This is a genomic window from Methylovirgula sp. 4M-Z18 (assembly GCF_037890675.1).
Classification (GTDB): domain Bacteria; phylum Pseudomonadota; class Alphaproteobacteria; order Rhizobiales; family Beijerinckiaceae; genus 4M-Z18.
Genome location: NZ_CP149574.1, coordinates 1,264,118 through 1,291,060, shown reverse-complemented (window position 1 = coordinate 1,291,060; position 26,943 = coordinate 1,264,118). Strand labels below are relative to the sequence as shown.

Sequence of the window (26,943 nt, the reverse complement as noted above, 5' to 3'; positions counted from 1 at the left end):
GGGGCGGAGCTATCGCGCGGTTTCAAGCAGGGCGTCGAGATCAACATGCGCTTCCAAATGCGCGGCCAGCGCGTCGAGGGTCGCTTCGACGCTCTGCTCATAGGCGAGATCTGAGCCCTGACCGCCCAGGGATTGCAGCCAGGCCCGCCGCAAGCCGTCATCCGCGAACAATCCGTGCACATAACAGCCCTTCACGCGGCCATCGGGCGAAACCGCGCCATCCGGCCGGCCGTCGGCAAAGGTCAGCATCGGCCGCCGCAAGCCTGCGCCGATGGTCTCGCCGATATGCATCTCATAACCATGGAAGGCCGCGCCCTCGGAGGTGACGCCGGATACTTCGACCAATGTTTTTTTCGGCGTCAAAACGGTCGCCACATCAAGAAGGCCGAGCCCGTCGCATCCCCCTGCCGGCCCTTCGATCCCGTCTGGATCGTCGATCTTGGCGCCCAGCATTTGATAGCCGCCACAAAGACCAAGAACGCGGCCGCCGCGCCGCACATGGGCGATGAGGTCGATGTCCCAGCCGGCGGCCCGGAAATCCTGCAGATCGGCAATCGTCGCCTTTGACCCTGGCAGGATCACCACATCCGCCTCGGCCGGAAGGGGTTCGCCCATCCGCAGCAGCATGAGGCGCACATCCGGCTCCTGTTTGAGCGGGTCGAGATCGTCGAAATTGGAAATGCGCGGCAGTACAGGCACAGCAATGGTGATGCGCCCGTCCCGAAGCTTCACACGATGGGTCAAGGCAACCCCATCCTCCGGCGGCAGGCGATGGGCATCGGCAAAGAACGGCACCAAGCCGAAGCTGGGCCAGCCGGAATGCTCGACGATCAGCCGCATCCCTGCCTCGAACAAAGCCGGATCGCCGCGAAATTTGTTGATGATGAAACCCGCCACCATCCCCGCATCTTCCGGCGCGAGCACCGCCTTGGTGCCGACGACCTGCGCGATCACGCCGCCGCGATCGATGTCTCCCACCAGCAGCACCGGCACATCGGCGGCCCGGGCGAAGCCCATATTGGCAATGTCATTGGCGCGCAGATTGATTTCGGACGCGCTCCCCGCGCCCTCGACGATCACGAGGTCGGCCTCATTGCGCAGATGGGCGAAGCTCTGCAGCACGGCGCCGAGCAATTTCGGCTTCCAAGCCTGATACTCGCTTGCCTTGGCATTGCCGAGCACCTTGCCCTGCATCACGACCTGCGAGCCGATCATGCTTTGCGGCTTCAGCAGTACCGGGTTCATGTGCACGGAGGCCGGCACTTTGCACGCCCGCGCCTGCAAGGCCTGCGCGCGGCCGATTTCGCCGCCGTCCGCCGTCACCGCCGCGTTGTTCGACATGTTCTGCGGCTTGAACGGCCGCACCTTCAGCCCACGGTTGACAAAGGCCCGACACAGGCCGGCGACCAGAATGGACTTACCGACATCCGAGCCGGTGCCCTGCAGCATGAGCGCCTTGGCTAGCATTAGAATTCGATGCCTTGCTGCGCCTTCACCCCGGCGGCAAAATGGTGCTTCACCAGCGTCATCTCGGTCACGAGATCGGCGACGGCGATCAGTTCCGGCTTGGCATTGCGGCCGGTGACGATCACATGCAGGTCGGGCCGCCGCGCGGCAAGCGCCGCCACGACCTCGGCGAGCGGCAGATAATCGTAGCGCAAGGCGATGTTGAGTTCGTCGAGCACGACGAGGCGAATCTCCGGCCGCGCCATCAATTCCAGCGATTTTTGCCAGGCGGCGGCGGCCGCGGCAACATCGCGCTCGCGATCCTGGGTTTCCCAGGTGAAGCCCTCGCCCATCGTGTGCCATTCGACGAGATCGCTGAATCGCTGCAAGGCCGCCCGCTCGCCCGTGTGCCAGGCGCCCTTGATGAATTGCACGACACCAACCGGCCAACCGTAGCCCAACGCCCGCAGGATGAGTCCGAAGGCCGCCGTCGACTTGCCCTTGCCGGGGCCGGTATTGACGATCAGGAGCCCCTTTTCTGTAATGGTTTTCGAAGCAACTTCAGCGTCTTGCACATCCTTGCGCTTGATCATCTTCGCCTTGTGGCGGGCGGCTTCGTCATTGGGATCAAGCTCGGTCATCTGTCTCTCGCATGGGCGGGCCGATATATTGGATGCGACATTAAGTCGGCGTTTGACAAGTGCGCGTTTCGGTGGCCATAGTCAATCCGGACGGTCATTCCAAACAGGAATGTCAAGGGAACATGGTGAGGGAAACCGAAGCCATGGCCGCCCCCGCGACTGTAAACGGCGAGCCTGCACCAAAACCACTGAGAGCGATCTTGGGAAGGGGTGCGCTGGCTTTGACCCGTGAGCCAGGAAACCTGCCGTCTTAAAACCAACCCCGTGCGGCTGCCGGAGGGGCAGCCAGGAGTATTATATGACGTTTGACGTCACCTTTTCATCTCGCGCCGCATCCGGCATTGCGCAGCTATGGAGCGCGCCATGTCCCTGACCGCGGAGATCTCCCCATCCGTGGCAACGATCGCGCCGACGTCCGGCGCGACATTGTATTTCTGCGTGACTTGCAAGGGCACCTTCAACGCTGACGAGCGGCCGGGTGCCGCGCTGTACGAAGCCGTCCTGGCCAAATGGCCAGAACAGGCGCGCGATGCGGTCGAGATCAAGACCGTGGAATGCCTCTCGGTCTGCAAACGGCCCGCAACGCTGGCCCTCGCGGCCCCCGGCAAATGGACCTATGTCATTGGCGATCTCGACCCCGCCGTGCACGCCGACGACATTGTCGACGGCGCCCTGAAGTTCGCCGCGAGCCCGGACGGCGTCATCCCCTGGCGGGAGCGGCCGCAATGTTTCCGCAAGGGCGTCATCTCCCGCGTGCCGCCGCTCGCCCCCGTCTAATTCCGTCTTTCTTCTCTTCGAACCCTTCAAGGATTCCTGCATGCTCGGCAAAGTCCCCGTCACCATCGTCACCGGCTTTCTCGGCGCCGGTAAAACCACGCTCATCCGCAACGTGCTAGAAAATGCCGGCGGCCAGCGCCTGGCGCTCATCATCAACGAATTCGGCGATGTTGGTGTCGACGGCGAAATCCTGAAATCCTGCGGCATCGAGTCGTGCCCCGAGGAAAATATCGTCGAGCTCGCCAACGGGTGCCTGTGCTGCACGGTTGCCGACGATTTCGTGCCGGCGATCGAAACGCTGCTCGCCCGCGAGCCGCGGCCCGAGCATATCATCGTGGAAACGTCCGGCCTCGCGCTGCCGAAACCCTTGGTGAAAGCCTTCGACTGGCCGACGGTGCGCTCGCGCCTGACCGTCGATGGCGTGATCGCCGTGGTCGACGGCGCCGCCGTCGCGGAGGGCCGTTTCGCCGACGATCCGGAAAAGCTCAAGCAGCAGCGCGCCGAGGATGCCTCGATCGACCACGACAATCCGCTCGAGGAAGTCTATGAAGACCAGCTCCTCTGCGCCGATCTCATCGTTCTCAACAAGACCGATCTCATTGCGCCCGAAATGCTGGCTCAGGTAACGAAGGACATCACCGCCGTGGTGCCGCGCGCGGTCAAGATCGTGCCGTCCGCCGACGGCAGAATCGCCAAAAACGTGCTGCTCGGCATCAATGCGGCAGCGGAAGACGACCTTGCGGCGCGCCCCTCGCACCACGATCACGAGGAAGAGCACGACCACGACGATTTCGAATCCTTCATCGTCCCGGTCGATGCCGTGCGGGACCCCGATCATTTCGTCAAAAAGCTCAGCCAATTGGCGCAAGACCACGACGTCCTGCGGATCAAGGGCTATGTCGAAGTTCTCGGCAAGCCGATGCGCCTGCTCGTGCAGGGAGTCGGCACGCGCTTCACCAAGCAATATGACCGCGCCTGGGCGGACACCGACAATCGGCAGAGCCGGCTGGTAATTATCGGCGAAAAGGGCCTCAATGAAGATGCCATTCGCGCGCAATTGGCGGCATAGCATCGCGTTAGGATAAGACATGCATCTCCTGCGCACAGAATCCTATTCGCTCGACGACAATGTCGAAGCGATCGATCTTGCGCAGAGCCCGGCTGACATCGTCTTTCTGTCCTTCACCAACAGCGACCTCTCGGCGCTCGCGGCCGCTTACAACACGATGCAAGGCGCGCGGCCAAGCCTGCGTCTTGCCAATCTCGCACAACTCAAACACCCTTATTCCATCGATCTTTATGTCGAGAGAACCTGCGCCGGCGCCCGCTTTGTGCTGGTGCGCCTGCTCGGCGGGCTCGAATATTGGCGCTACGGCGCCGAGCAACTCGCTCGGGCAGCGCGCGAGTATGGCTTTCATCTTGCCGTCATTCCAGGCGACATGAATTTTGACGAGCGGCTCGCCGACGTGTCGAGCCTCGACCCCCGCGCGTTGCGCGAGGTCTGGTCCTATTTCCTGCAGGGTGGCGCGCAAAACATGGCGCAGCTCCTCACCTGGATCCACCGGAATTTGGGCGCGGACTTTGCTGCCCTCCCCGCCATCGAAGTTCCTGCCTTCGGCCGCTTCGAGCAGGCTTGTCACGGAGGCGATGCGACTGCGGCGCAGGCACTTCTCGTCTTCTACCGATCCGTCTTGATGGCGAGCGACGTAGCCCCCATTCTGGCCCTCAGCGACGCCCTGCACGCGCGCGGCATGAAGGTCGAATGCGTCTTCGTGACGAGCCTCAAGGATCAGCGGGTGAGTACCGAGCTTGCCGCCTTGATCGCGAAAATTAAGCCCGACGTCATTTTAAACACGACGGCCTTTTCCGCCCGCGTCGATGATGGTCCGAGCATCCTCGACGGCGCGGACGCGCCGGTATTGCAAGTGATTCTGGCCGGCAGCAACGAGACCCAATGGCAGTTGAGCCGTCGTGGCCTGAGCGCGAGCGATCTCGCCATGAATGTCGTGCTGCCGGAAGTTGATGGCCGCCTCATCTCGCGCGCGATTTCGTTCAAGGCGGAGACGCAAAGCCATCCCGACCTGCAGTTCACCGATATCGCACATCGGCCCATTGCGTCGCGCATCACATTCGTCGCCGATCAGGCATTGCGATGGGCGCGGCTGCGCCGCACGCAACCTTGCGATCGTGCCATCGCCTGCGTGCTCTCCGATTATCCGGCAAAGGGCGGCCGCGCGGGTTATGCGGTTGGTCTAGACACGCCTGCAAGCGTCACCGCGATCGCCGACCTGTTGCGCGAGGCTGATTACGACATCGGCGCCCTGCCCGCCACGAAAGACATCATGCCCGCGCTGATGGGTAACGATGCCCACGCCGGGCCTTCTTTCGCAGCCTACAGAACGTGGTTTGACGCCCTGCCAGAGAGCTTCCGATCAAGCGTTCTGACCCGTTGGGGGGCGCCGGAGGAAGATCCGGCCTGCCGCGACGGCGCATTCCGTTTTCCCCTGCTGCGCAGCGGGAAATTGCATATTGCCGTCCAACCCGACCGCGGCACGCAGCAGCAACGCAAGGGCGAGTATCACGACGCCGATCTTCCGCCGCGCCATGCCTATATCGCCTTCTATCTCTGGCTGCGGTTCGACCTTTGCATCGATGCGATGATTCACTGCGGGACCCACGGCACATTGGAATGGCTGCCCGGCAAGGCCGCGGCATTGTCCGAAGATTGCGCGCCGGAAATCCTGCTCGGCGCGACGCCAGTGATCTATCCGTTCATCGTCAACAATCCTGGCGAAGCGGCGCAGGCCAAACGGCGCCTGTCCGCCGTGATTGTCGGGCATCTCACGCCGCCGCTCACCGATGCAGAATCCCATGGCGCGGCGAGCGAACTGGAATCTTTACTCGACGAATATGCCAATGCCGAATTGCTCGACAAACGCCGCGCGCGACACCTTGGCGAAGCCATTCTGATCCGTGCGCGCGAGACCGGGCTTGCGCAGGAAAGCGGCCTTGCGGAAGATGAGGACTCCATCGACGCGCTGGCCAAGCTCGATGCCTGGCTGTGCGATCTCAAGGATATGCGCATCCGCGACGGCCTCCATATTTTCGGCCAGCCGCCGCAAAGCCGCGCGGGCGAGGACATCATCGCATCGTTCGGTGCAAGCGGCACGCGCGACAAGAACCAACTCGCCACGCTGCTCGCTGATTCCGCGCGCAACGAGCGCCACAATCTTCTCGCCGCCTTGAACGGACGCTTCGTACCACCCGGCCCCGGCGGCGCGCCCTCGCGCGGCCGTCTCGATGTGTTGCCCACGGGGCGCAATCTCTACTCGGTCGATCCGCGCAACATCCCGACCCGCGCCGCCTGGGAAATCGGCCAGCGGACCGCCGCCGAAATCATGCAGCGCTACGCGCAGGATCACGGCGATTGGCCGCAACGCATCGTCATGGACCTCTGGGGCAGCGCGACGATGCGCACGGGCGGCGACGAGATCGCTCAGGTGCTTGCCCTGCTCGGCGCCCGCCCCGTGTGGGATCACGCCACCGCGCGCGTGCTTGGTTTTGAAATTCTGCCCCCGGCCAAATTGGAGCGGCCACGCGTCGATGTGACCTTGCGCATCTCCGGCCTGTTTCGCGATGTGTTCGCAACCCAAATCGCCTTACTCGATCAGGCGATCCATGCTGTGGCCGGTCTTGACGAAGAGCCAAGCTTTAACCCGCTCGCAGCTCAAGCGAAACGAGACGGCCAGACGCAAGTGCTGCGCATCTTCGGCGCGGCGCCCGGCACCTATGGCACGGATGTGTCGCGCATCGCCTTGGGCGGCGATTGGGCTGCGCGCGATGAATTGGGACGCGCCTACCTCGAATCGACGTCGCACGCCTTTGGCGGGGCGGAGGCTACAGCGCAGACTGCTGCCGGCGCGTTCCGCTCACGCGTTGGCGAGGCGGACGCCTTCGTGCACGTGCAGGATACGGCCGAGCAAGACCTGCTCGATTCGGATGTCTTTGCCGCGCATGAAGGCGGGTTCGCCGCGGCCGCCCAGAGCCTCGGCGCCCAGCCGGAATTGTACCATGCCGACACGTCGTCCGAAGGCCGCGCAAAAGTCCGCCTGCTCCGTGAGGAAATCGCCCGCGTCGTGCGTGCGCGTGCAACCAATCCGAAATGGATCGCCGGGCAGATGCGGCATGGCTATCGCGGCGCGAGCGAAATGGCCGAGGCCGTCGATAATCTGTTCGCCTATGCCGCCCTCACCGATGCGGTGCAGAGCCGTCATTTCGATCTCGTGTTCGACGCCTATTGCGACGACGACAATGTTAGGGCGTTTTTGTGCGATGCCAATCCGGCCGCGGCCAAGGCCATCGCCCAGCGGCTCGACGAGGCGCAAAGGCGCGGCTTCTGGCTCTCGCGCCGCAACTCGGTCGCGCCGCGACTCGCAGAAATGCAGGGAGGGCGGGCATGAGCGCGGTGAAAGGCTGGTGTCCCGGTGCCCACCGGCCGATGCTGACCGGCGACGGGCTGCTGGTGCGTATTCGTCCGCACGGTGGCGTCCTGACAGATGCGGCCATGCTTGGGATCGCCGATTGCGCTGCGCAATTTGGCAGCGGCCTCATCGAGGTGACGTCCCGCGCCAACGTGCAGATTCGCGGCGTCACCGAAGCGACTTACACGCCCCTCATCGCCGCGCTAGGCACGCTGGGCTTGCTTGATCCGGATGCCGGCTCCGAGAACCGGCGCAATGTCTTGGCGAGCCCCCTCGCCGGCTGCGACCCGCGCGCACGGCTCGACATCCGGCCAGCGGTTACCGCGCTTGAGGCGGCTTTGACCGCCGATACGTCCCTCGCCGCCCTGCCCGCCAAATTCGGCTTCGTGATCGAAGACGGCGGCAGTTTCGACCTGTCGGATGTGGATGCCGATGTGCGATTCACGGCGCTGCAGGCCGAGGAGGCCATCTATTTCGCTGTATCGATTCCCGACGGCACCGACGGCGATTGGATCATTCACATGTGCGCGCCGGAGACCGCGCCATCGCTTGCCCTGAAAATAGCGAGAACCTTCACCGATTTATCCCAAGGGCGGCAAGCGACGAGGCGCATGCGCGATTTGATCGGGCATATCGGCCTGGCTCATTTCGTTGACGCACTCGATCTCGAAAACGGTCCCTTGCCGCCGTTTCAAAGCCGTACTGCTCGGCATTCCGGCGCGGATTGCCTCGGCTTCCACGCCGATGCCCGCTTCACCGGCGTCGCCATGCCCTTCGGTCGCTGGACGGCCGGCTCTTTTCGTGGCCTTGCGGAAGCCGCGCGGCGGTTTGGCTGCGGCGAGCTTCGCCTTACGCCTTGGCGCGCGATCCTCATCCCCGGCGTCGCGGCGGAGGCGTCCGCCAAACTCCACGAGACGCTGACGGCACTTGGCGGCATTCTCGACCCGGCCGACCCACGCCTTGCCGTGATCGCCTGCCCGGGCGCCCCCTATTGCCTCAGCGCCACCACCGCGACCCAGACCGACGCGTTGGCCCTGGCAGCGGCGGCCCGGCGCCTCACCCCCACCGGCATTGCGCTGCATGTCTCAGGATGCGCCAAGGGCTGCGCGCGTCGGGCGGCGGCGCCCGCGACCCTCATCGGCAACGATGGCCGTTACGATTTGGTTTTCGACGGAAACGCGCAAGACAGCCCCCATTTGCACAAATTATCCCTTGACGATGCCGCCCGCCTCCTGTGTGAACGGGCCGAACAGATGAACGAGTCCGCTGCTTTATGAGTGTTTCTTACGACTACATCCACGACGGCCAGGAGATCTACCGCCGCTCTTTCGCGACCATCCGCGCCGAAGCCGATCTCGCGCGCTTCACGCCTGAGGAGGAGGTCGTCGCGGTCCGCATCATTCACGCCTGCGGCATGGTGGAAGTGGCCTCCGATATTGCATTTTCGCCGGGCGCCGTGATCGCGGCGCGGCAAGCACTGCAAACCGGCGCACCGATTTTCTGCGATGCGCAGATGGTGGCGAATGGTGTAACACGCAAGCGCCTGCCCGCCAACAACGATGTGATCTGCACGCTCAATCACGCCGACGTGCCGGCGATGGCCGCGCGCATCGGCAATACGCGTACCGCCGCCGCAGTCGATCTGTGGCGGGAACGTCTTGCCGGCTCGGTCGTCGCGATCGGCAATGCGCCGACCGCCCTGTTCCGCCTGCTTGAAATTCTGGACGAGGGCGCCGCGCCGCCGGCGCTCATCATCGGCATGCCGGTGGGTTTTATCGGCGCTGCGGAATCGAAAGAGGCGCTTGCCGCGCGGCACGGCGTCAATTTCGCCATCGTGCGCGGCCGCAAAGGCGGCAGCGCCATGGCCGCGGCCACCGTCAACGCGCTTGCCGGCGAGGCGGAATGAACGCCCCCGCTCCCGCCCGGCTCTATTGCATCGGCCTCGGCCCCGGCGATCCCGACCTCATGACCGTCAAGGCCATGAAGATTTTGCAGGGCGCCTCGACCATCGCCTATTTCTGCAAGCGCGGCAATCGCGGCAATGCGCGCACGATCGCCGATCCCTATGTGCCGCAGGGCTGCTTAGAAATGCCGCTCGCCTATCCGATGACCACGGAAGTTCATTTCAACGATCCGGCCTATGTGCGGACCTTGCGCGATTTTTATGAGGAGACGGCGGCGGCAATCGGCCACAAGCTCAAGAGCGGCGAGAATGTCGTCGTTCTGTGCGAGGGAGATCCGATGTTCTACGGCTCCTTCATGCATCTTTACATCCGGCTGAAGGAACATTTTCCGATCACCGTCGTTCCGGGCGTAACCGGCATGTCGGGCTGCTGGACTTCGGCCGCAGCGCCGATCACTTGGGGCGACGATATTTTCACCGTTCTGCCCGGCACGTTGCCGGCCGAAGCTTTGACCAAACGCTTGCGCGATACGGACGCTTGCGTCGTGATGAAGCTCGGGCGTAACTTCGCCAAAGTGCGCACAGCGATTGCCGAGGCCGGATTGCTGGACCGCGCGATCTATGTCGAGCGCGGCACGATGCCGGCAGAGCGGGTCGTGCCGCTCGCCAGCTTCGATGGCGAGAATGTGCCGTATTTCTCAATGATTCTCATTCCCGGCGAAGGACGCCGGCCATGACCGGAGCATCGCAAGGGCGCGTGCATATCGTCGGCCTTGGGCCGGGCGCGCCGGAATGGATCACGCCGGAAGCTGCCCAGGCACTCGATGAGGCGAGCGACATCATCGGCTATTTTCCCTATGTCGCGCGCATCGCGCTGAAGTCGGGTCAGACTGCGCATGCGAGCGACAATCGGGTCGAGATCGACCGCGCGCGGCAGGCGTTGCAACTCGCCGCGAGCGGACGCCGCGTGGCTGTCGTCTCAGGCGGCGATCCCGGCGTTTTCGCTATGGCTGCGGCGGTGTTCGAGGCGGTTGCTCACGGCGAGCCCGCCTGGCGTGATCTCGATATTCAAGTCATGCCGGGCATTTCGGCGATGCAGGCGGCAGCGGCGAAACTCGGCGCGCCGCTGGGGCACGATTTTTGCGCCATTTCGCTCTCCGACAATCTCAAGCCCTGGGATGTCGTCGCGAAACGTTTGCGGCTTGCGGCAGAGGCGGATTTTGTCATCGCGCTCTACAACCCCGCCTCGAAGGCGCGGCCGCATCACATCTTCCAGGCGTTCGATATTTTGCGCGACGTAAAGGACGGCGCAACGTTGGTCGTGTTCGCACGCGCCGTCGGCAGGCCGGATGAGGCGATTACCGTGACGACATTGCGCGAGGCCGATCCGGCGCAAGTCGACATGAGCACGCTGGTGCTGATTGGCTCAAGCGAAACGCGATCGATCGAGCGTACGCATGGGCCCGCCTTCGTTTATACGCCGCGCAGCTATGGCCGGAGCGAGACATGATCCCGCTGCGCGCGCAACCATGCGATGACGTCTTCGGGCCGGTGGAAGGTCAACGCATCCGCAGCGCGTGGCCGCTCGATCATGACGACACGTATCCCCAGATCGCGCGCCGCTGCCAATTTGGGCGCGGTCGAGGCGGCACCGGAATTCTTCGTCACCAATATATCGACGCGCTCGTTGCGCATCAGTTCGCGTTCGCTCTCATAGGTGAAATGCGGCCGCGCGAGAATGAGCTTGTGGTCAGGCAAAAAGCTCAGGTCGTCGGGCGGTTCGATGCTGCGCACGATGTAATGATGCCGCGGCGCCCGCGCGAAAACACAGATATGCAGGCGCCCAACTGTGAGGAAAACCCGGGCAGGCGCATCGCCGAGCGCGTCGACGCTTGCGGCAATGTCGGGAACGGAGATCCACAGATCATCGTCCGTCGCCTGCCACGGCGCGCGACTCAAGACGCACAGCGGCACGTCCTCCGCGGCGCAAGCCTGCACGGCGTTCGCCGAGATTTGCGCGGCGAACGGATGCGTTGCGTCGATCACCGCCGCAACCTGATGTTCCCGCACATAGGCACGCAACCCCTCGACGCCGCCGAAACCACCCACACGGTAGGGAATGGCCGGAGCAACCGGTTCGCGCGTGCGCCCAGCGTAAGAGAAGACGGCGTGAAACTCCGGCAGCGCAGCGACGGTGTCCGCCAATTGCATCGCCTCTGCCGTGCCGCCAAGGATGAGAATATTCATGCCACGTCCTTCGTGCGGCAGGGACACCGGCCATGACCTCGGCGCCGCAGCAACGCTGGCTGACCCTGATCGGGCTTGGCGAGGATGGCCTTGATGGTCTGTCTTCTGCCGCAAGATCGCTGCTGGCGCAAGCCGAGCTTGTGGTTGGCGGCGAGCGGCATCTCGCTCTTGCCGGCCCCCTCACCTGCGAAACCCTGGCCTGGCCTTCGCCGCTCACCGACGCCTTGCCGCAAATCTTGCAGTGGCGCGGCCGCCGGGTCTGTGTGCTCGCATCGGGCGATCCGTTCTTCTATGGCGTCGGCACATTGCTCGGCGCCCATGTCGGCATCGACGAAATGTTCTGCCTGCCTGGCATTTCGGCGTTTTCGCTCGCCGCCGCGCGGCTCGGCTGGTCGCTGCAGAATTGCAAGCTGCTGTCACTGCATGGCCGTGATTTCACGCTGATCCGGCCGCATCTGCAGCGCGGCGCGCGGATCATCGCTTTGTCCTGGGATGGCACCACCCCGCAAAAATTATGCGCCGAACTCGCCGCGCGCGGCATGGGCCAGTCACGTTTGTCGGTGCTCGAAAATATGGGCGGCGCTCGCGAACGGACCAGGACCTTCATCGCGGCCGATGGCGCGCCGGATGACGTCGAGCCGCTGAATACGATCGCGCTGGAGGTCGTCGCAGGCCACGATGCGCGGATCATTCCGCCCGTAAGCGGCCTGGATGAAGCGTTTTTCGAACACGACGGCCAAATCACCAAGCGCGAGATCCGCGCGCTGACATTGACGGCGCTCCGGCCCCTCCCCGGCCAGGTGCTGTGGGACATCGGCGCGGGCTCGGGCTCGATCGGGATCGAATGGATGCTGCTCGACCCCGCCAACCGCACCATCGCGATTGAAGCGCGCTCAGACCGGGCTGCGCGCGCCTTGCGCAACGCGCAAGCGCTCGGCGTCCCGCACTTGCATATGGTCATCGGCCATGCGCCGGAGGCTTTGCGCGATTTGCCGCAGCCGGATGCGATTTTCATCGGCGGCGGCATGACCGTGGACGGCGTGATGGATGCGGCGTTCGACGCGCTACGGGTTGGCGGACGGCTCGTCATCAATGCCGTCACGTTGGAATCGCAGGCGCGCCTAACCGATCTGCATGAGCGTCGCGGCGGCGATTTGACCCATATCCAAATCGCCCATGCCGAACCGCTCGGCGGTTTTCGCAGCTGGCGTGCCGCGTTGCCGGTGACGCAATGGGTATGGGTGAAGCCATGATCGCCATCGGTGTTGGCTGCCGTAAGAATTGCTCCGCTGAAGACGTGGTTGCTTTGGTGCGCCAGGCGCTACGCGCCATCGATCATTCCGGCGAAGAGGCCATGCTTGCAACGGTCACGGGCAAAGAAAGCGAAGATGGCCTGCACAGGGCCGCGCAGGACTTAAACATGCGCCTCACCTTCTTGTCTATTGATCTCTTAAAAACCGCTGCACCGCAGGCACAAACACAATCGGCACGCGCCGAAGCGCTGTTCGGGCTTCCCTCCGTTTGCGAGACGGCGGCGCTCGTTGGCGCAGGCCCGCAAAGCCGTCTCATTCTGTCCCGCATCAAATCCTCGACTGTCACCTGCGCGATCGCCCGCGCGGATCATGGAGACATGCAGCCATGAAGGTTCATTTCATCGGGGCGGGTCCCGGCGCGCCAGATCTTATCACGCTGCGCGGCCGAGATCTGATCGCACAAAGTCCCGTCTGTCTTTACGCCGGTTCGCTCGTGCCGCAGGAACTACTCGCCTATTGTCCGCCAGGTGCGCGGATCGTCGATACGGCGCCGCTCACGCTCGATCAGATCGAAGCGGAATTTGCCGCGGCCCAGGCGGCGGATCAGGATGTCGCGCGGCTGCATTCCGGCGACCTCTCGGTCTGGAGTGCGATGGGCGAACAATTGCGCCGCCTGGACCGGCTCGGCATCGCCTATACGGTAACGCCCGGCGTGCCAAGTTTCGCCGCTGCCGCAGCGGCTTTGCAGCGCGAGCTGACCTTGCCGGAAGTGGCGCAGTCGCTGGTGCTGACGCGCACATCCGGCCGCGCCTCGTCAATGCCGGAGCGCGAAACTTTGGCGATTTTCGCGCAATCAGGCACGACCTTGGCGGTGCATTTGTCGATTCATGCGCTTGCACGGGTCGTGACGGAGCTCACGCCTTTCTACGGCCCCGATTGTCCCGTTGCCGTGGTCTATCGCGCCTCCTGGCCGGACGAGCGCGTTCTGCAAGGCATGCTCGGCACCATCGAGGCCATGGTCGGGCAAGAGCCGATCGAGCGGACCGCCTTGATCCTGGTGGGGCAAGCCTTGGCGCACAAGGATTTTCGCGAAAGCGCGCTCTACGATACCGAGTACAAGCGGCGCTTCCGCGGCGGGTATCAGGGGTGAGCACGCCAATCAATGTGCTCTCCCTTCTCCCCGAACTGAACTCGGGCCTGCCCGAGTTCAGCATCAAGAATGCACAAACCGGATATATCCGGTTTGTGATCGGGGAGAAGGTGGCTCGCGAAGCGAGGCGGATGAGGGGCGCACGAATGAATCATCGTTGCCCCGCAACTATAGTCGCAAATCCTGCAAGGCTGCGGCAGCCCCTCATCCGTCCCTTCGGGACACCTTCTCCCCGTAAACGGGGGGAAGGGTTCGCGCCGCACTATTCACGCCACTCAGGTCCGCGCCAGCAAGTTTCCGTCGCGGTCGAAAATCACGACATCCAGGCCGATCCCGGTCCCTTCCACCGCGCGCTGCGCGGTCTGCCGCGCATGATGCGCGACCAGCGCCGCGAGATCGATTCCCTTGGCCTGCGCCAATTCCAGCGCTTCGACGGCGGTGTTCGCGCTGCCAATTTGCGCCGCGAGCGCGGCGTCCTGCGGCACTTGCTCGGCAAGCCAGGTCAAATCCACCGCACCGCGCGCCGAATGCAAATCCAGCATGCCTTGCGCGAGTTTCGTCATCTTCGCGAAACCGCCGGCGATCGTGACTTTGGGAATCGGATGCTGGCGCAGATATTTCAGCATGCCGCCCACGAAATCGCCCATGTCGATCAGACAGACCTCGTCGAGGCGGTAAAGCGCCTGCACCGCCTTTTCCGACACGGAGCCCGTCGCGCCAGCGACATGGCCAAAACCCATCGCGCGCGCGACATCGATGCCGCGGTGAATCGAGTGGATCCAGGCCGAGCAGGAATAAGGAATGACGATGCCGGTCGTTCCCAACACCGACAGGCCGCCGACAATGCCGAGCCGCCCGTTCAATGTGCGCCGCGCCAAGGCTTCACCGTTGGCGATCATGATTTCGATGCTGACGTCCCCCGCGACCCCATACGCCTGCGCCACCTCGGCAATCGCGGTGCGCATCATGGCGCGCGGCACGGGATTGATAGCCGGCTCGCCGGGCGGCAGCGGCATTCCCGGCCGGGTGAAGGTGCCGACCCCCTCGCCGGCCAGAAACGTGACGCCGGAACCGGGCGCAGCGCGGCGAACGCGCGCGCTGACCAGGGCGCCATGGGTCACGTCGGGGTCGTCGCCCGCATCCTTGACGACGCTGGCGCGGGCAAAATCGCCCGCCAGTTCGTGTGCGGCCAGCGCAAAGCTCGGCCGCTCGCCTCCGGGCAGGAGAATGCTCACCGGATCGGGAAAATCCCCCGTAATCAGCGCCTCGAACGCTGCGCGGGCGGCGGCCGTGGCGCAGGCGCCCGTCGTCCAGCCGCGCCGCAGAGGGGCATTCGTTTCCGCATCACTCATAGAGCGACGTGCTACACCGTGTGCGGGTCCAGGAAAAGGTTTTTGCTGCGCGGCGGCAGAAGCACATATGCGGCTCGGAAGGCTGCTGCCCCAGGAGAGAATACATGACCACTTCGGCAAAAGGTCTCGTCATCGGCGCGCCGCGCTCAGGCTCGGGCAAGACGACAGTGACGCTTGGACTCCTGCGGGCGCTGAACCGCCGAGGCCTTCGGGCACAGGGCTTGAAATGCGGGCCCGATTATATCGACCCGGCCTTTCATACCGTCGCCAGCGGCCGTGACAGCATCAATCTCGATGCCTGGTCGATGACGCCGGAAATGGTTGCAAGCCTTGCCGCCGGCACTCTGCAGGACACCGACGTCGCTTTGTGCGAAGCCTCGATGGGCCTGTTCGACGGCGTGCCGGCACCGCAAGGGCGCAGCGGCGCGTCCGCCGATGTCGCGGCTGCCCTCGGCTGGCCGGTGCTGCTGGTGATGGACGTTTCCGGTCAATCTCAAACCGCGGCGGCGATCGTGAAGGGTTGTGCGACCTACGATCCGCGCGTGCGGGTCGCCGGCGTCGTCATCAATAAGGTGGCGAGCCCGCGCCATCATCTTCTGGTCGTGAACGCGATCGAAGCGCTCGGCATTCCGGTTCTTGGCGCCTTGCCGCGGCAAGAGGCGATCACATTGCCGGAGCGTCACTTGGGCCTGGTGCAGGCGCGCGAGACCAACGATCTCGACGCGCGGCTGGACGCCATGGCCGATTTCGTCGCCGCCCATGTCGATCTCGACCGCATCCTGGCGATCGCGGTGCCCTTTGCGGCCGCGCCCGCGCCGACGCCGGTGCTGCCGCCCCCAGCGCAGCGGATCGCGCTCGCGCAGGACGCCGCCTTCTCGTTCTTCTATCCGCATCTGGCGCGCGAGTGGCATAGTGCGGGCGCGGAACTCATCCCCTTCTCGCCGCTCAACGACGAGGCGCCGGCACCAGACAGCGATCTGTGCTGGCTGCCCGGCGGCTATCCGGAACTGCATGCGGGACGGCTTGCGGCCGCGCAAAATTTCTTGAACGGCCTGCGCCGTTTCGCGCAGGCAAAGCCTGTGCACGGCGAGTGCGGCGGCTACATGACGCTCGGCACGATGCTCACCGACGCCAATGGCGAAACCCATCGCATGGCTGGTCTTTTGTCGGTTTCGACCAGCTTTGCCAAACGCAAGATGAATCTCGGCTATCGCGAGGCGGAAACCTGCGCTGCGAGCCCGCTCGGACCGAAGGCGACGCGCTTGCGCGGCCATGAATTTCACTACGCCACTATTACCGACCCCGGCAATGACACACCGTTTGCCATGACACGCGACGTGTACGGCGGCGCAGCCACACCCGCCGGCAGCCAGCGCGGCCTGGTGTCCGGCTCATTCTTCCATGTGATCGCGCGCGCGGATTAAAAAACCAGCCGGCCACCGACCAGCAGCAAGGTGCAGGCGAGCAGCGGCCGCAAGACCCGGTCCGGCACCCGGGCCGAAAAATGGCTGGCGATGGAAATGCCCGGAATGGAGCCGAACAGAAGCGAGACCAGCATCGCCCAATCGATCGAGCCGAGCCACCAATAGCCGACGCCGGCAATCAGGGTGAGCGGCACCGCATGGGCGATATCGGAGCCGACGATCCGCACGGTCGGTAATTTGGGATAAAGCATCCACAGAATGGTGACGCCGATCGCGCCGGCCCCCACCGAGGAGATCGAAACCATTACGCCGAGCACGGCGCCCAAAAGAATCGTGAAGCCGCGGACCCGCGCCCTCTTCACCGTCACGTCTTTGAGGGCCGCCGCCCTGTCGAGAACCCAGGTCTGAGCCAGCAAGAAGATGGCCGTCAGAATGAGCGCAAATCCAAGCGTTGTCGTAATGATCTGATTGGTGGTCGCGCCGTTCTGACCGAAATGCGCGAGTGCCAGCAAGGTGATGATCGCAGCCGGCACGCTGCCCATGGCGAGGCGCCGCGTGACGCGCCAATCTACCGTCTCGTTGCGGCCGTGCACGAATGCGCCACCGATCTTCGTCAAGCCGGCGTAAAGCAGATCCGTGCCGACGGCAGTCGGCGGATGAACGTGGAACAACAGAACCAGCACCGGCGTCATCAAGGACCCGCCGCCAACACCCGTCAGCCCAACCAGCGCTCCGATCGCGAAACCCGATAGCGTGAAGAGCGGATTGAGACGGTGCAGAAAGTCGATCAAAGACGCCATTCAACTCCCTTCACACCGACACATCTCGAAGCCCACCATCCCGGCCTAAAATATCGGACGTAAACCGGTCACGAGCCTGACATACTGTGGCATGCCGGTGAGGAGAAGATCAATCCGTGCTTCTCGCGGCAAACTTAACCGACTGTTTGTGTGCGTTTATCCGGCTGTGGCCGAGGATGCAGCGACACATGCTGCCGCTTGGAAGGCTTTTCAGAAATCTGCGGTCGAAGCCGGCAGGTGCCATATTCCTTCCCGCGCCAAAGAGGAGCACACTCAAGGTGCGACACGATTGGCGAAGATTCGCAATCGCAAGGCGCGCAGCGAGGGCTAGACATGCGGGAGGTGGTTGTGGTTGGCACCGGCAAAATCGGTGCGGCCATCGTCGAAATGCTCAGCGCGACGGGCGACTATCTCGTCACCGCAGTCGATCGGGCCGCGCCCGTGCCCAAGATCCTGCACCATCCCGACCGGGTGCGGTTCGAGCGGATCGACATTCTCGACCGCAACGAATTCGATCGCATCCTGGCCGGAAAATTCGCAGTCCTCAGCGCCGCGCCCTATTATTTCACCAGCCAGATTGCGGCTGCGGCCGTCGCCAACGGCGTTCATTATCTCGACCTGACCGAGGATGTCGCGACGACCAAGAAGGTCATGCAATTGGCGCAGGAAAGCAGCCACGCGCTTGTGCCGCAGTGCGGTCTCGCTCCCGGCTTCGTTTCGATCGTCGGCTATGATCTCGCACGACAGTTCGAGCGGCTCGATAGTTTGCGCATGCGGGTCGGCGCGCTGCCGCAATATCCGTCCAACGCGCTCAATTACAATCTCACCTGGAGTACGGACGGCGTCATCAACGAATATTGCGAGCCCTGCGAGGCGATCGTCGACGGGGCGCGCACCAGCGTGCCGGCGCTTGAAGAACGCGAAGAATTCTCGCTCGACGGTGTGACCTACGAGGCCTTCAACACGTCCGGCGGACTCGGCACGCTATGCGACACATTGCAAGGCAAGGTGCGCACGCTCAATTACCGCACCATTCGCTACCCCGGCCACGCAGCCATCATGAAGGCCCTGCTCAACGATTTACGCCTGCGCGATCGGCGCGATCTCTTGAAAGACATTCTGGAAAATGCCGTGCCGGTGGCGCTGCAGGACGTCGTGATCATTTTCGTGACGGCGAGCGGCTACCGCGACGGCCGGCTTGAGCAGGAAACCTACGCCAACAAGATCTATGCGCAAAAGCTCGAGGGACAGACGCGTACGGCCATTCAGGCCACGACCGCCTCCTCGATCTGTGCCGTGCTTGATCTTCTCAGCGCCGGCAAAATCCCGAGCAGGGGCTTCTTGCGCCAAGAGGACATCAGCCTCGACGTCTTTCTCGACAACCGCTTTGGCCGTGTCTATCGCCATCGCGAGCGGCCGGCGATGCCGCCGCTCGATCCGACCACGGCCACTTCTTGAGAAAATCGCTCAGAATTGCGGGAACTCGCCGCGCTCATACGCCGGCAAAGCCGCCTGAGCCGCCTTGCCGTTCGCGCCGGTGCAGAAATCGGACTTGGCATCGTCGCCGATATATTGCGGGCGCGGCTGGCTGACCGCCTGGCTGTAGCTCCGCTCGATCTTCGCGGCATTCGGACGACCGCGCGCCGCCGCAATCAGATTCGTATGAATCTTGGCCTCGTCAAATTGGAAGCCGCAAATCCGGCCCGCCCATACGGCAAAGCCGACTTGGAAAGCCGGATCGCCCTGCACCATCGGTGCCGGTGCGGGTCCAGGTGCAGTGCTATTACAGCCGGCAAGAGCGAGGGTGGCCGCGACGATCAGCAATTTTTTCATGATATGCCCCAGAGCTAGACGCTATGATAGTTATGCGCGCACTTTAACGATTTCCATGATTCAGACAATGCGGCCGATCGCTTATCGCTCATGCGCCGCTTCGGTAACTGCCTGAATGACCGGCGACAATAGGTAGCTGATCACGCGGCGTTGACCGGTCTTAATTTCGGCCGAGACGCGCATGCCGGGTTGCAGCCGCTGTGCCCCAGTCTCGGTCTGGATCTTGTCGGTGAGCAGCGTGATCTTGGCCGGATAAATCAGATCGCTCGGCACTGCTCCCGCCGGATTCGCCCCGTTCTGCGGCGCGCCGCCGGATGCCGCGATTGCTTCCGCGGTCGCCTGCTGCTGGGCATTCGGCTGCACGGCATCATGGCTGAGTTGCCGGACCACGCCTTTCACCAGCCCGTATCGGGTGAAGGGAAAAGCGTCGACCTTGATTTCGACCTGTTGCCCTTCGCGGATGAAACCGATGTCGGAATTTTGCACCATGGCATCGACTTCGATGGCGATGGCTGGCCTACCCGCTGGCGCACCAGGCGGCGAATCCGCCGCATCGGGCACGATGGTCATCAGCGTGTCGGCGGTGGTCACGACGGCGCCGGGCGTGTGGATTTTCACCGCCTGAACCGTGCCATCGACCGGCGCCACCAATTTGCGATAGGCCTCGCGCTGCTGCGCCTTGGCGATCTGCTGATTATATTCGGCGAGCTTCTGCAGCGCCTTGGTGCGGCGATCGGCCGCATCGGCGAGAAAGCCCGCCTCCGCCTCGGCAAGTTTCGCCTGCGCCGCCTGAATGTCGGCAGCAATCTGTTTGCTGGTCGCGTCCCCGGTCGAAATCTCGGCGCGCTTTTCCAGGAGCTGCTGCTGGGCGTCGAGCACGGGCTGGCGCGTCCCGAGCCCCTTGCTCCACAGGGATTGCGCCATATTGTCCTTTTCGGTGAGCAGCGGCAGCGTCGCCTTTGCCCGCTCGATCGCGACATTATTGACGTCGATCTGCGCCTGCTTTTGCGCAATATCCGCCTCAAGGCCGGCGACCAGCGCGAGATATTTGCGAATCTCGCTGCGTGCCTGCTCGCGATTGGCTTCGGCCAGCACCGGGTCAACTCCATCCGGCGCGACGAAAGTCGCATTCGGATCGCGTGTGAGCAGCACGCGCGCAACCTCGGCATCGAGTGCCGACTGATTGCGATCGTAGGTGCTGGTCGCGAGATCGGCCTTGGCGTCCGTCGGATCGAGATCGACCAGCGCCTCGCCGGCAGTGACGTGATCGCCGTCATCGACATGAATGGCGCGGATGGCGGAGGTTTCCAACGGCTGCACGACTTTGATCTGCCCGAGCGGCGCGATCTTGCCAGGAGCGACGGCGACCGTATCCACTTGCGCGATACAAGCCCACAGGACCGCCGCTGCGAGAATGGCGCAGAGCAAAAGGGCCGTGGAGCGCAAGGTCGGTGACGCCGGTGTTTCGACGAGTTCCATGACGGCCGGCAGAAACTCGCGCTCGCGGGCGCTGCGCTTCGGCAACGGGATCACCTTGCCCGTCGGACGCTGTGGAAGCGGAGGCTGGGGAGCGGGTTGTTGCATCTAGGCCTACCCCTCCGCCTGACGCACCAAATTGGCATAGAGGCCGTTTTGCGCGATGAGGCTTTCGTGCGTGCCCTGCTCGGCCAGCGTCCCTTTGTCCATTACGACAATCCGATTGGCATGGCGCACGGTCGAGAGCCGGTGTGCGACGATCAGCACGGTGCGGCCCTGGCAGATGAAGCGCATGTTGTTTTGAATGATCCGTTCCGATTCATAATCGAGCGCCGAGGTCGCCTCGTCGAAAATCAGCACCCTCGGATTGGTCACGAGCGCGCGTGCGATCGCAATGCGCTGGCGCTGGCCGCCGGAGAGGTTGGCGCCGCGCTCTTCCAGCACCGTATCGTAGCCACGGGGCAATTCGGAGATGAACTCATGCGCGCCGGCAAGCTGCGCCGCCGCGATCACGCGCTCGATTCCCATGGAGGGGTCGGCAAGGGCGATATTCTCGCGGATCGAGCGGTTGAAGAGCACGTTTTCCTGCAGGACGACGCCGATCTGCCGGCGCAGCCAGGCCGGGTCGACCAGCGCAATATCGATGCCGTCGACGAAAATGCGCCCCGCTTCCGGCACATAGAGACGCTGCAGCAATTTCGTCAGGGTCGATTTGCCGGAGCCTGACCGCCCGACGAGGCCGATGACTTCGCCCGGATTGATGCCGAGCGACAAATGTTTCAACGCCTCCGGCGCGCCGGGTTGATACCGGAAGCTGACATTCTCCATCCGGACCTGGCCGCGCACCGGCGGCGGATTGATCGTCGCACCGCCCCGGCCACGCTCAACCGGCGTGTTGATAATGTCGCCCAGCCGGTCGATCGACAGCCGGAATTGCTGCAAATCCTGCCAGAGCTGGGCGAGGCGCAGCACCGGCCCGCTGATCTGATTGGCGAACATATTGAAGGCGACAAATTCGCCAATGGTCATCGACCCCGCGATCACCGCATGGGCGCCGAACCACAACAGCGCCGTGCTCGTCACTTTGCCGACGAGGCCGACCATTTGCGACCCCGCCGTGCCGAGCGTCACGACCCGCAAGGACGCGCTGATATAGGCGGCCAATTGCTCTTCCCACCGGCGGCGCGACTGCGGCTCCACCGCCATGGCCTTGATTGTCTGAATGCCGGTCAGGCTTTCCACCAGCATCGACTGGTTGGCCGCCGACCGTTGGAATTTCTCCTGCACCCGCGCTTTCAAGGCGGGCGAGACCGACGCTGAAATGAGGATGTAGAACGGGATCGACGCGATCACGACCCAGGTGAGCGTGACATTGTACCAGAACATCACCGCGATGAAGATCAGGCTGAAAATCACATCCATCATGGAGGTGAGCGCCGAACCGGTGAGGAATTGCCGCACGTTTTCAAGCTCGCGCACCCGTGCCACCGTCTGGCCGGTCTGCCGGCTCTCGAAATAGGCGATCGGCAGCGCCAGCAGATGGTTGAACAGATGGGATCCCAGAATCGCATCCATCCGGCTTGTGGTGTGCGAGAACGTATAGGTCCGCAGCCAATTCAGCAGCACGTCGGCGACATTGATGCACAAAAGGCCGACCACCAGCACTTCGAGCGTCGTCAGACCACGATGGACGATCACCTTATCGATCACGACCTGACTGAATAGCGGTGCGACGAGACCGACGAGCTGAATGAAAAGCGAGACCAGAATGACTTCCGCCAGAATGCGGCGGAAGCGCTTGACCACGGGCCAGAACCACGACAGGCCGAAGCGCATCGAATCCGAGAGCAGCCGATCGCGCCGCGTGACGAAGATGACGTCGCCCGTCCACCGTTCCTCGAGCTGCGCAAAGGTCCATAATTGCGGCGGGCTGCCGTTCACGCCGACGACGACACCGGCTTCGGCCCGCTGCGCGATGACGATGAAACCGCCATCCTTGGTTTGGCCGATAATCGGCAGATGCAGGCGGTGCAGCTTCACGACCGTGGATTTATGGGCGCCGGCCTTGAAGCCGAGCTTGCGCGCGATACGGATGAGATCGTCGCGGGTCGCCTTGGCGCCGGGCGCCAGATGCTCGCGCCGCATCCCCTCGAGGTCGAACGCCTGGCCGAGCATCGTGGAAATGATGGCCAGCGACACCAAGCCGGCGTCGACATGGACAGGCGGCTTCGGAGCGCCTTGCGGCGCCGGCGTCCCGGTGTGGGCCGGATCGAGGCGAACCACATTATCCGCGGTCGCATCACTCACAGCGGCTCGCTCCGGCTGTTTCACGCCCACAATCAATCAACAGAAGGCTTCCCATTCCAATATCGTTCAAGGAGGCAAATACACCTTTTCTTCTACATGATTGCGACGGTAGGGCAATGTGCCTGACATCACAAATGACACAAATCGCACGCATACTCGTGAGCGACGCGGGTTTTTGAATAAGTCTCCGGGCAGAAACATTCCACGAGACAGGAACGAGCGGCGGCAATTTCCTGATAAATCAAGGAAAATCCTGGCGGCCCCGCGCCATTTTGGCGCTCGTCCAGCCCTTTCAAATCGTCTTCGCAAGTGCCTCGAGTTGATCAGTGCACAAGGCCCAGCCGCCATGGAAACCCATTTCCTCATGCGTTTTCAAATCTTCGGCGCTCCAGTGCCGCACGCGGGCGGTGTAGCGGGTCCGGCCGTCTTAGTCGTCGAAGGTGATGATGACGGTCATGAACGGCTTGCCGGCTTTCGGCACCCAGTCGCCCGTATAGGCGTCGGTGAACACGAGCTTGCGGTTTGGGACGATCTCGAGATAGGCGCCGGGGCACGGTATCTGCTGGCCATCAGGCATTTGCATCACGACGTTGCTGCCGCCGCCGACCCGCAAATCCACTTCGGCGATCGGGGTAGAGAGTGGCTTGGGTGCAAACCATTGTTTCAACAGGCTTGGCTCGGTCCAGCAACGAAACAGCTTGTCCGGCGGCGCATCGATGAGGCGAGTCAGCGAGAGTTCATGTTGCGCGGTCATAACCTTCTCCGGAGTGTTGGGGTCAAGCACCGTGTCCCAATATGCGTGATGTTATTCCGATACGTCGCTTTCTAGATGTTTGATTTCAGGTTTCATTGGTTCGCGGCGCATTGCGTATCCGCAACTGTGGCGCCTTGCCGGTCGAGGCAAAGCCATTGGCCGCCTTCGTATCCATGATGCTCCTCGTTTTGTTGCGACGGATGGCATCCCGTGCAGACCCGCGCGACGCCACGATGAAACGGATAGGCACCGTCATAGAGGGGCGGAATCACGAAATCCAATCGCCGGTCAACATAACCATACTTGCCGTCGACGGCGGCACGCGCCAATCCGTCCGCGAATTCATCCGGACCATTGTCCCACACATGCACCGCTTGCAACACGCCATCGCGGCGTACATAGGCCCAATGATCGTCGAAAAGGAGCGTCCCCAAATGCGCGCCGGACAGGTGCAGGAGCTTCAAGAGTTCCGGTTTCAGATGCCAGCGGCGATCGCCCCCGCGCGATGCGCAGTCAGGATATTCGCGCAAATGATCCATGTCCGGTTGGGCGATCCGGCACGTCTGCGCAATACTCATCTGCTGCGGCAAAAACGCGAACCACGCGGCCACTGCAATGCCTAGAAACGCAACACGCTTCATGTGTGCTCCCCAAACGGCGCGCGACTTCCGGTTTCCAGCGCCATCGTACCAGATTGCCTCGGCTTCTGGACCCGACAATAGGCACTGCGGTAGAGCAATCGCACGTGGATGCATTGACGACTCCAGCACACAAGCGGAAGGCAAATGGACAAGATCGGGAAATTGGGGGTTCACTTTCGCTTCTGCTCTGTTCTCGACCTCGTTCCAACGGCTTCGCCACCCGAGCCCGCGCTGGATTTTCACATGCGGTTGCCCGGGAGCCGAGCGGTGAAAAATTTGACAAATTTGGAACAAGAACATATAATGAACAAACGTGCTAGAGGATGGATGCACGATCAGCGCCAAGTCGAGGCGACACTGCCGGGGTGGCGACGTTCAAGGACAGGATCAATCGCGCGAGGGAGCAAATATGGGCGGCACATCGGTCCTTTCGAAGCAGGCGAAAAACACCCATTCACATCAATTTCCAAACCACCGAATATCGGCTGGCGGCGGGACCTGCGCGAGACAGATTGGTAAGCACATGAACCATTTTTGGGAGCGAACTGATAAAGAGAATATACATTATTATTCAATATTTTACATGGAAATCTGGGTTGAAAATGGAGCGGGTCGAAGTGGCTTGGGCCAGTCGGGCTTCCCCAATCAGAATTCTCAAGGGATGCCAGGATGGAAAATTGGCGGGCCCTGCTCGCCTTAAGGGAACGATTTGCTTCACTCACAGCCGGAATGCGTGAATAAACGCACTAAGAGCTACAGGCTCCCGCGGTATTTTACATTCGTTCCGAAACGTGCGAAGGAACCAAGAACTTCGCGGCGCATGCGGATTCAGCGGCAAACTTCCATCAGACTTCAACCCGAGGGGGATGAATACGATGAAGGCCACGACACCAGATCATATCATGCGCCTTGGCATGGGCTTCTGGGCCTCAAAAACATTGCTCAGCGCCGTCGAACTCGGTCTCTTTACCGAACTCGCAGGATCGGCCGCCGATCTGCAGACATTGCAGGCCAGACTGAAGCTGCACCCGCGCTCGGCGCGCGACTTCCTCGACGCCCTGGTCGCGCTGAAGCTGCTTGAACGCGAGCAAGGCTTCTATCGCAACACGGCCGAAACCGACCTGTTCCTCGACAAGGCCAAACCGTCCTACATCGGTGGCCTTCTCGAAATGGCGAATGCCCGGCTGTATGGATTCTGGGGCTCGCTCACCGAAGCCTTGCGAACGGGAGAGCTTCAGAACGAAGGCAAAGACAACGAGGACTTTTTTGCCGCGATCTACGCGACGCCGGAAGGCTTGAAAACGTTCCTCAACGCCATGAGCGGCGTTAGTGCGGGCGCCGCCAAAGCGATTGCGGAGAAATTCGATTGGTCGAAGTACCGGACATTCGCCGACGTCGGTGTGGCGCAGGGTATGGTGCCGGTGACGGTGGCGCGCGCTCACCCCCATCTGCAAGCGATCGGTTTCGATTTGCCGGCCGTGAAGCCGATATTCGAAGAATTCGTCGCACAGAATGGGCTCTCAGAGCGCGTGCGTTTTCAAAGCGGCAGTTTTTTCGACGGCCCGATGCCGAACGCCGACGTGATCGTGATGGGACACATCCTGCACGACTGGAATCTCGAACAAAAGAAGATGTTGCTGTCAAAAGCTTTTGCCGCGCTGCCCAAAGGCGGGGCTGTGATCGTTTACGATGCCATCATCGATGACGAGCGCCGCGAGAACGCCTTCGGCCTTCTGATGAGCCTGAACATGCTGATCGAAACACAGGGCGGATTTGATTACACCGGCGCCGATTGCCGGACATGGATGCATGAGGCGGGCTTTGTATCCACATGCGTCGAGCCCCTCGTCGGGCCGGATTCGATGGTGATCGGGTTGAAGCCTGAGTGAGCATGAACGCGCCATCTCGGACCGGCGGGGCACACTTCACGCACGCATCATACGGGCGCCGCTGCCTTGCGCGCGAGCTTGAGTGAAACCCGCCACCGCGTCTCTCAACAACCTTCATTTTCTCGGTGAATCGAACATGAACCTAGACATCCGTTCCTTGGCCGATTTGTGTGTTCTGGCCGCCGGGAAACTCTTCCCTAGCAAGTCGCTGCATGGCTTGGGCGAACTCTCGTTCGCCATTTACATGATTCACGACCTCATGATAGATTTTCTCTCCAATTTGACACGTCGGCTCGCCTTTGTCGGCATGCTGCAGCAATTGGCGATGTGGGGGCGGAGTTGGCCGTCTCAGGCTTGGTGCTTTGCCTTTTGCAATTTGCCTATCGGTTGATGGAGCCACCCGCGCACGACAAATTTCGCCGCGTCCTTGAGCCAGCTCCGTTCTTGATCGCCGTACGCACGGCAAAATTACGTAGGCGAGGTGACTTCTTAAGCTGGCCTCTGAAAATAAAGGCCAAGCGCCATGTCATTCCGGCATTCCAGCGCATGGCATATCGGGTGCGAGCTAG

General features: G+C 62.7%; 23 protein-coding genes, 1 pseudogene and 1 riboswitch. Of the genes and pseudogenes, 14 read left to right on the top strand and 10 right to left on the bottom strand.

The features are described 5' to 3' along the window. Nucleotides 1-9: 9 nt before the first annotated feature. Nucleotides 10-1,467 carry a cobyric acid synthase gene (locus V9T28_RS05840; RefSeq protein ID WP_199500248.1) on the bottom strand — a complete coding sequence of 486 codons (1,458 nt, stop codon included), beginning with the start codon at nt 1,465-1,467 and terminating at the stop codon, nt 10-12. Further along, nucleotides 1,467-2,087, bottom strand: a complete 621-nt coding sequence (cobO, locus tag V9T28_RS05835; protein ID WP_116402348.1) for a cob(I)yrinic acid a,c-diamide adenosyltransferase — start codon at nt 2,085-2,087, stop codon at nt 1,467-1,469. Before cobO ends, V9T28_RS05840 begins: the two co-directional genes overlap by 1 nt. A gap of 74 nt (nt 2,088-2,161) precedes the next feature. Further along, nucleotides 2,162-2,351: riboswitch (cobalamin riboswitch) on the top strand. A 99-nt stretch (nt 2,352-2,450) separates the two neighbouring features. Here cobO and V9T28_RS05830 point away from each other — a divergent pair. Genes V9T28_RS05830 through cobJ form a run of 7 tightly spaced genes read left to right on the top strand, consistent with a single transcriptional unit; the run spans nt 2,451 to nt 10,758 of the window. Further along, on the top strand, nt 2,451-2,864 hold the full coding sequence (locus V9T28_RS05830; protein ID WP_116402441.1) for a DUF1636 family protein: 414 nt from the start codon (nt 2,451-2,453) through the stop codon (nt 2,862-2,864). Nucleotides 2,865-2,904: 40 nt separating this feature from the next. Further along, on the top strand, nt 2,905-3,933 hold the full coding sequence (gene cobW, locus V9T28_RS05825; protein WP_116402347.1) for a cobalamin biosynthesis protein CobW: 1,029 nt from the start codon (nt 2,905-2,907) through the stop codon (nt 3,931-3,933). A 19-nt stretch (nt 3,934-3,952) separates the two neighbouring features. Beyond that, entirely contained in the window at nt 3,953-7,324 is a 3,372-nt protein-coding gene (gene cobN, locus V9T28_RS05820) for a cobaltochelatase subunit CobN (RefSeq protein WP_116402346.1), read from the top strand. Next, nucleotides 7,321-8,622, top strand: coding sequence for a precorrin-3B synthase (cobG, locus tag V9T28_RS05815; protein WP_116402345.1), 1,302 nt, complete (start codon nt 7,321-7,323; stop codon nt 8,620-8,622). The genes cobN and cobG overlap by 4 nt, the downstream gene beginning before the upstream one ends. Next, a complete protein-coding gene (locus V9T28_RS05810; protein ID WP_116402344.1) occupies nt 8,619-9,251 on the top strand; it encodes a precorrin-8X methylmutase in 633 nt (210 codons plus the stop codon). Before cobG ends, V9T28_RS05810 begins: the two co-directional genes overlap by 4 nt. Continuing rightward, the gene (locus V9T28_RS05805) at nt 9,248-9,985 is read left to right on the top strand and encodes a precorrin-2 C(20)-methyltransferase (protein WP_116402343.1); all 738 of its coding nucleotides are present in this window, start codon (nt 9,248-9,250) and stop codon (nt 9,983-9,985) included. Before V9T28_RS05810 ends, V9T28_RS05805 begins: the two co-directional genes overlap by 4 nt. Beyond that, a complete protein-coding gene (gene cobJ, locus V9T28_RS05800) occupies nt 9,982-10,758 on the top strand; it encodes a precorrin-3B C(17)-methyltransferase (RefSeq protein WP_116402342.1) in 777 nt (258 codons plus the stop codon). Before V9T28_RS05805 ends, cobJ begins: the two co-directional genes overlap by 4 nt. On the opposite strand, the gene V9T28_RS05795 is transcribed toward cobJ, so the two are convergent. After that, nucleotides 10,737-11,495: a cobalt-precorrin-6A reductase gene (locus tag V9T28_RS05795; RefSeq protein ID WP_116402341.1), complete on the bottom strand. Its 759-nt coding sequence runs from the start codon at nt 11,493-11,495 to the stop codon at nt 10,737-10,739. The two genes, cobJ and V9T28_RS05795, sit on opposite strands and share 22 nt — an antisense overlap. Before the next feature lie 32 nt (nt 11,496-11,527). On the opposite strand from V9T28_RS05795, the gene cbiE reads away from it, so the two are divergent. Genes cbiE through cobM form a run of 3 tightly spaced genes read left to right on the top strand, consistent with a single transcriptional unit; the run spans nt 11,528 to nt 13,898 of the window. Beyond that, nucleotides 11,528-12,748: a precorrin-6y C5,15-methyltransferase (decarboxylating) subunit CbiE gene (gene cbiE, locus V9T28_RS05790; RefSeq protein ID WP_116402340.1), complete on the top strand. Its 1,221-nt coding sequence runs from the start codon at nt 11,528-11,530 to the stop codon at nt 12,746-12,748. Next, nucleotides 12,745-13,137, top strand: a complete 393-nt coding sequence (locus tag V9T28_RS05785) for a cobalamin biosynthesis protein (protein WP_158554882.1) — start codon at nt 12,745-12,747, stop codon at nt 13,135-13,137. Before cbiE ends, V9T28_RS05785 begins: the two co-directional genes overlap by 4 nt. Then, nucleotides 13,134-13,898: a precorrin-4 C(11)-methyltransferase gene (gene cobM / locus V9T28_RS05780; protein WP_116402338.1), complete on the top strand. Its 765-nt coding sequence runs from the start codon at nt 13,134-13,136 to the stop codon at nt 13,896-13,898. The genes V9T28_RS05785 and cobM overlap by 4 nt, the downstream gene beginning before the upstream one ends. Nucleotides 13,899-14,173: 275 nt before the next feature. On the opposite strand, the gene V9T28_RS05775 is transcribed toward cobM, so the two are convergent. Beyond that, nucleotides 14,174-15,250: a cobalt-precorrin-5B (C(1))-methyltransferase gene (locus V9T28_RS05775; RefSeq protein WP_116402337.1), complete on the bottom strand. Its 1,077-nt coding sequence runs from the start codon at nt 15,248-15,250 to the stop codon at nt 14,174-14,176. 104 nt (nt 15,251-15,354) lie between these two features. On the opposite strand from V9T28_RS05775, the gene V9T28_RS05770 reads away from it, so the two are divergent. After that, entirely contained in the window at nt 15,355-16,674 is a 1,320-nt protein-coding gene (locus tag V9T28_RS05770; RefSeq protein WP_116402336.1) for a cobyrinate a,c-diamide synthase, read from the top strand. Here V9T28_RS05770 and V9T28_RS05765 read toward each other — a convergent pair. Continuing rightward, on the bottom strand, nt 16,671-17,474 hold the full coding sequence (locus V9T28_RS05765) for a sulfite exporter TauE/SafE family protein (protein WP_116402335.1): 804 nt from the start codon (nt 17,472-17,474) through the stop codon (nt 16,671-16,673). The genes V9T28_RS05770 and V9T28_RS05765 overlap by 4 nt on opposite strands. A 333-nt stretch (nt 17,475-17,807) precedes the next feature. On the opposite strand from V9T28_RS05765, the gene V9T28_RS05760 reads away from it, so the two are divergent. Beyond that, nucleotides 17,808-18,932, top strand: a complete 1,125-nt coding sequence (locus V9T28_RS05760) for a saccharopine dehydrogenase family protein (protein WP_116402333.1) — start codon at nt 17,808-17,810, stop codon at nt 18,930-18,932. A gap of 9 nt (nt 18,933-18,941) precedes the next feature. On the opposite strand, the gene V9T28_RS05755 is transcribed toward V9T28_RS05760, so the two are convergent. The 5 genes and pseudogenes from V9T28_RS05755 to V9T28_RS05735 all read right to left on the bottom strand — a co-directional run bounded on the left by V9T28_RS05755 (nt 18,942) and on the right by V9T28_RS05735 (nt 24,830). Beyond that, nucleotides 18,942-19,307, bottom strand: coding sequence for a hypothetical protein (locus V9T28_RS05755; RefSeq protein ID WP_147306501.1), 366 nt, complete (start codon nt 19,305-19,307; stop codon nt 18,942-18,944). A gap of 81 nt (nt 19,308-19,388) precedes the next feature. Further along, nucleotides 19,389-20,891 carry an HlyD family type I secretion periplasmic adaptor subunit gene (locus V9T28_RS05750; RefSeq protein WP_116402330.1) on the bottom strand — a complete coding sequence of 501 codons (1,503 nt, stop codon included), beginning with the start codon at nt 20,889-20,891 and terminating at the stop codon, nt 19,389-19,391. A gap of 6 nt (nt 20,892-20,897) precedes the next feature. Next, complete coding sequence (locus V9T28_RS05745) at nt 20,898-22,958, bottom strand: type I secretion system permease/ATPase (protein ID WP_116402440.1); 2,061 nt, start codon at nt 22,956-22,958, stop codon at nt 20,898-20,900. A gap of 424 nt (nt 22,959-23,382) precedes the next feature. Beyond that, a pseudogene (locus tag V9T28_RS05740) lies at nt 23,383-23,844 on the bottom strand (SRPBCC family protein). A 92-nt stretch (nt 23,845-23,936) separates the two neighbouring features. Then, nucleotides 23,937-24,830 carry a WG repeat-containing protein gene (locus tag V9T28_RS05735; RefSeq protein WP_116402329.1) on the bottom strand — a complete coding sequence of 298 codons (894 nt, stop codon included), beginning with the start codon at nt 24,828-24,830 and terminating at the stop codon, nt 23,937-23,939. A 530-nt stretch (nt 24,831-25,360) separates the two neighbouring features. Between V9T28_RS05735 and V9T28_RS05730 the strand changes: the two genes are divergently transcribed. After that, nucleotides 25,361-26,374: a methyltransferase gene (locus V9T28_RS05730; RefSeq protein ID WP_116402439.1), complete on the top strand. Its 1,014-nt coding sequence runs from the start codon at nt 25,361-25,363 to the stop codon at nt 26,372-26,374. An 82-nt stretch (nt 26,375-26,456) separates the two neighbouring features. Next, nucleotides 26,457-26,765: a hypothetical protein gene (locus V9T28_RS05725; RefSeq protein WP_147306500.1), complete on the top strand. Its 309-nt coding sequence runs from the start codon at nt 26,457-26,459 to the stop codon at nt 26,763-26,765. The last annotated feature ends 178 nt before the right edge of the window (nt 26,766-26,943 follow it).

What these genes read in the sequence shown, in the direction of transcription:
- V9T28_RS05840 (WP_199500248.1), bottom strand. Translation starts at nt 1,467, where the DNA reads ATGCTAGCCAAGGCGCTCATGCTGCAGGGCACCGGCTCGGATGTCGGT.
- V9T28_RS05765 (WP_116402335.1), bottom strand. Translation starts at nt 17,474, where the DNA reads ATGGCGTCTTTGATCGACTTTCTGCACCGTCTCAATCCGCTCTTCACG.
- V9T28_RS05805 (WP_116402343.1), top strand. Translation starts at nt 9,248, where the DNA reads ATGAACGCCCCCGCTCCCGCCCGGCTCTATTGCATCGGCCTCGGCCCC.
- V9T28_RS05770 (WP_116402336.1), top strand. Translation starts at nt 15,355, where the DNA reads ATGACCACTTCGGCAAAAGGTCTCGTCATCGGCGCGCCGCGCTCAGGC.
- V9T28_RS05775 (WP_116402337.1), bottom strand. Translation starts at nt 15,250, where the DNA reads ATGAGTGATGCGGAAACGAATGCCCCTCTGCGGCGCGGCTGGACGACG.
- V9T28_RS05730 (WP_116402439.1), top strand. Translation starts at nt 25,361, where the DNA reads ATGAAGGCCACGACACCAGATCATATCATGCGCCTTGGCATGGGCTTC.
- cobO (WP_116402348.1), bottom strand. Translation starts at nt 2,087, where the DNA reads ATGACCGAGCTTGATCCCAATGACGAAGCCGCCCGCCACAAGGCGAAG.
- V9T28_RS05760 (WP_116402333.1), top strand. Translation starts at nt 17,808, where the DNA reads ATGCGGGAGGTGGTTGTGGTTGGCACCGGCAAAATCGGTGCGGCCATC.
- cobM (WP_116402338.1), top strand. Translation starts at nt 13,134, where the DNA reads ATGAAGGTTCATTTCATCGGGGCGGGTCCCGGCGCGCCAGATCTTATC.
- V9T28_RS05830 (WP_116402441.1), top strand. Translation starts at nt 2,451, where the DNA reads ATGTCCCTGACCGCGGAGATCTCCCCATCCGTGGCAACGATCGCGCCG.
- cbiE (WP_116402340.1), top strand. Translation starts at nt 11,528, where the DNA reads ATGACCTCGGCGCCGCAGCAACGCTGGCTGACCCTGATCGGGCTTGGC.
- V9T28_RS05785 (WP_158554882.1), top strand. Translation starts at nt 12,745, where the DNA reads ATGATCGCCATCGGTGTTGGCTGCCGTAAGAATTGCTCCGCTGAAGAC.
- V9T28_RS05755 (WP_147306501.1), bottom strand. Translation starts at nt 19,307, where the DNA reads ATGAAAAAATTGCTGATCGTCGCGGCCACCCTCGCTCTTGCCGGCTGT.
- V9T28_RS05810 (WP_116402344.1), top strand. Translation starts at nt 8,619, where the DNA reads ATGAGTGTTTCTTACGACTACATCCACGACGGCCAGGAGATCTACCGC.
- cobJ (WP_116402342.1), top strand. Translation starts at nt 9,982, where the DNA reads ATGACCGGAGCATCGCAAGGGCGCGTGCATATCGTCGGCCTTGGGCCG.
- V9T28_RS05750 (WP_116402330.1), bottom strand. Translation starts at nt 20,891, where the DNA reads ATGCAACAACCCGCTCCCCAGCCTCCGCTTCCACAGCGTCCGACGGGC.
- cobW (WP_116402347.1), top strand. Translation starts at nt 2,905, where the DNA reads ATGCTCGGCAAAGTCCCCGTCACCATCGTCACCGGCTTTCTCGGCGCC.
- cobG (WP_116402345.1), top strand. Translation starts at nt 7,321, where the DNA reads ATGAGCGCGGTGAAAGGCTGGTGTCCCGGTGCCCACCGGCCGATGCTG.
- V9T28_RS05745 (WP_116402440.1), bottom strand. Translation starts at nt 22,958, where the DNA reads ATGCTCGGCCAGGCGTTCGACCTCGAGGGGATGCGGCGCGAGCATCTG.
- cobN (WP_116402346.1), top strand. Translation starts at nt 3,953, where the DNA reads ATGCATCTCCTGCGCACAGAATCCTATTCGCTCGACGACAATGTCGAA.
- V9T28_RS05795 (WP_116402341.1), bottom strand. Translation starts at nt 11,495, where the DNA reads ATGAATATTCTCATCCTTGGCGGCACGGCAGAGGCGATGCAATTGGCG.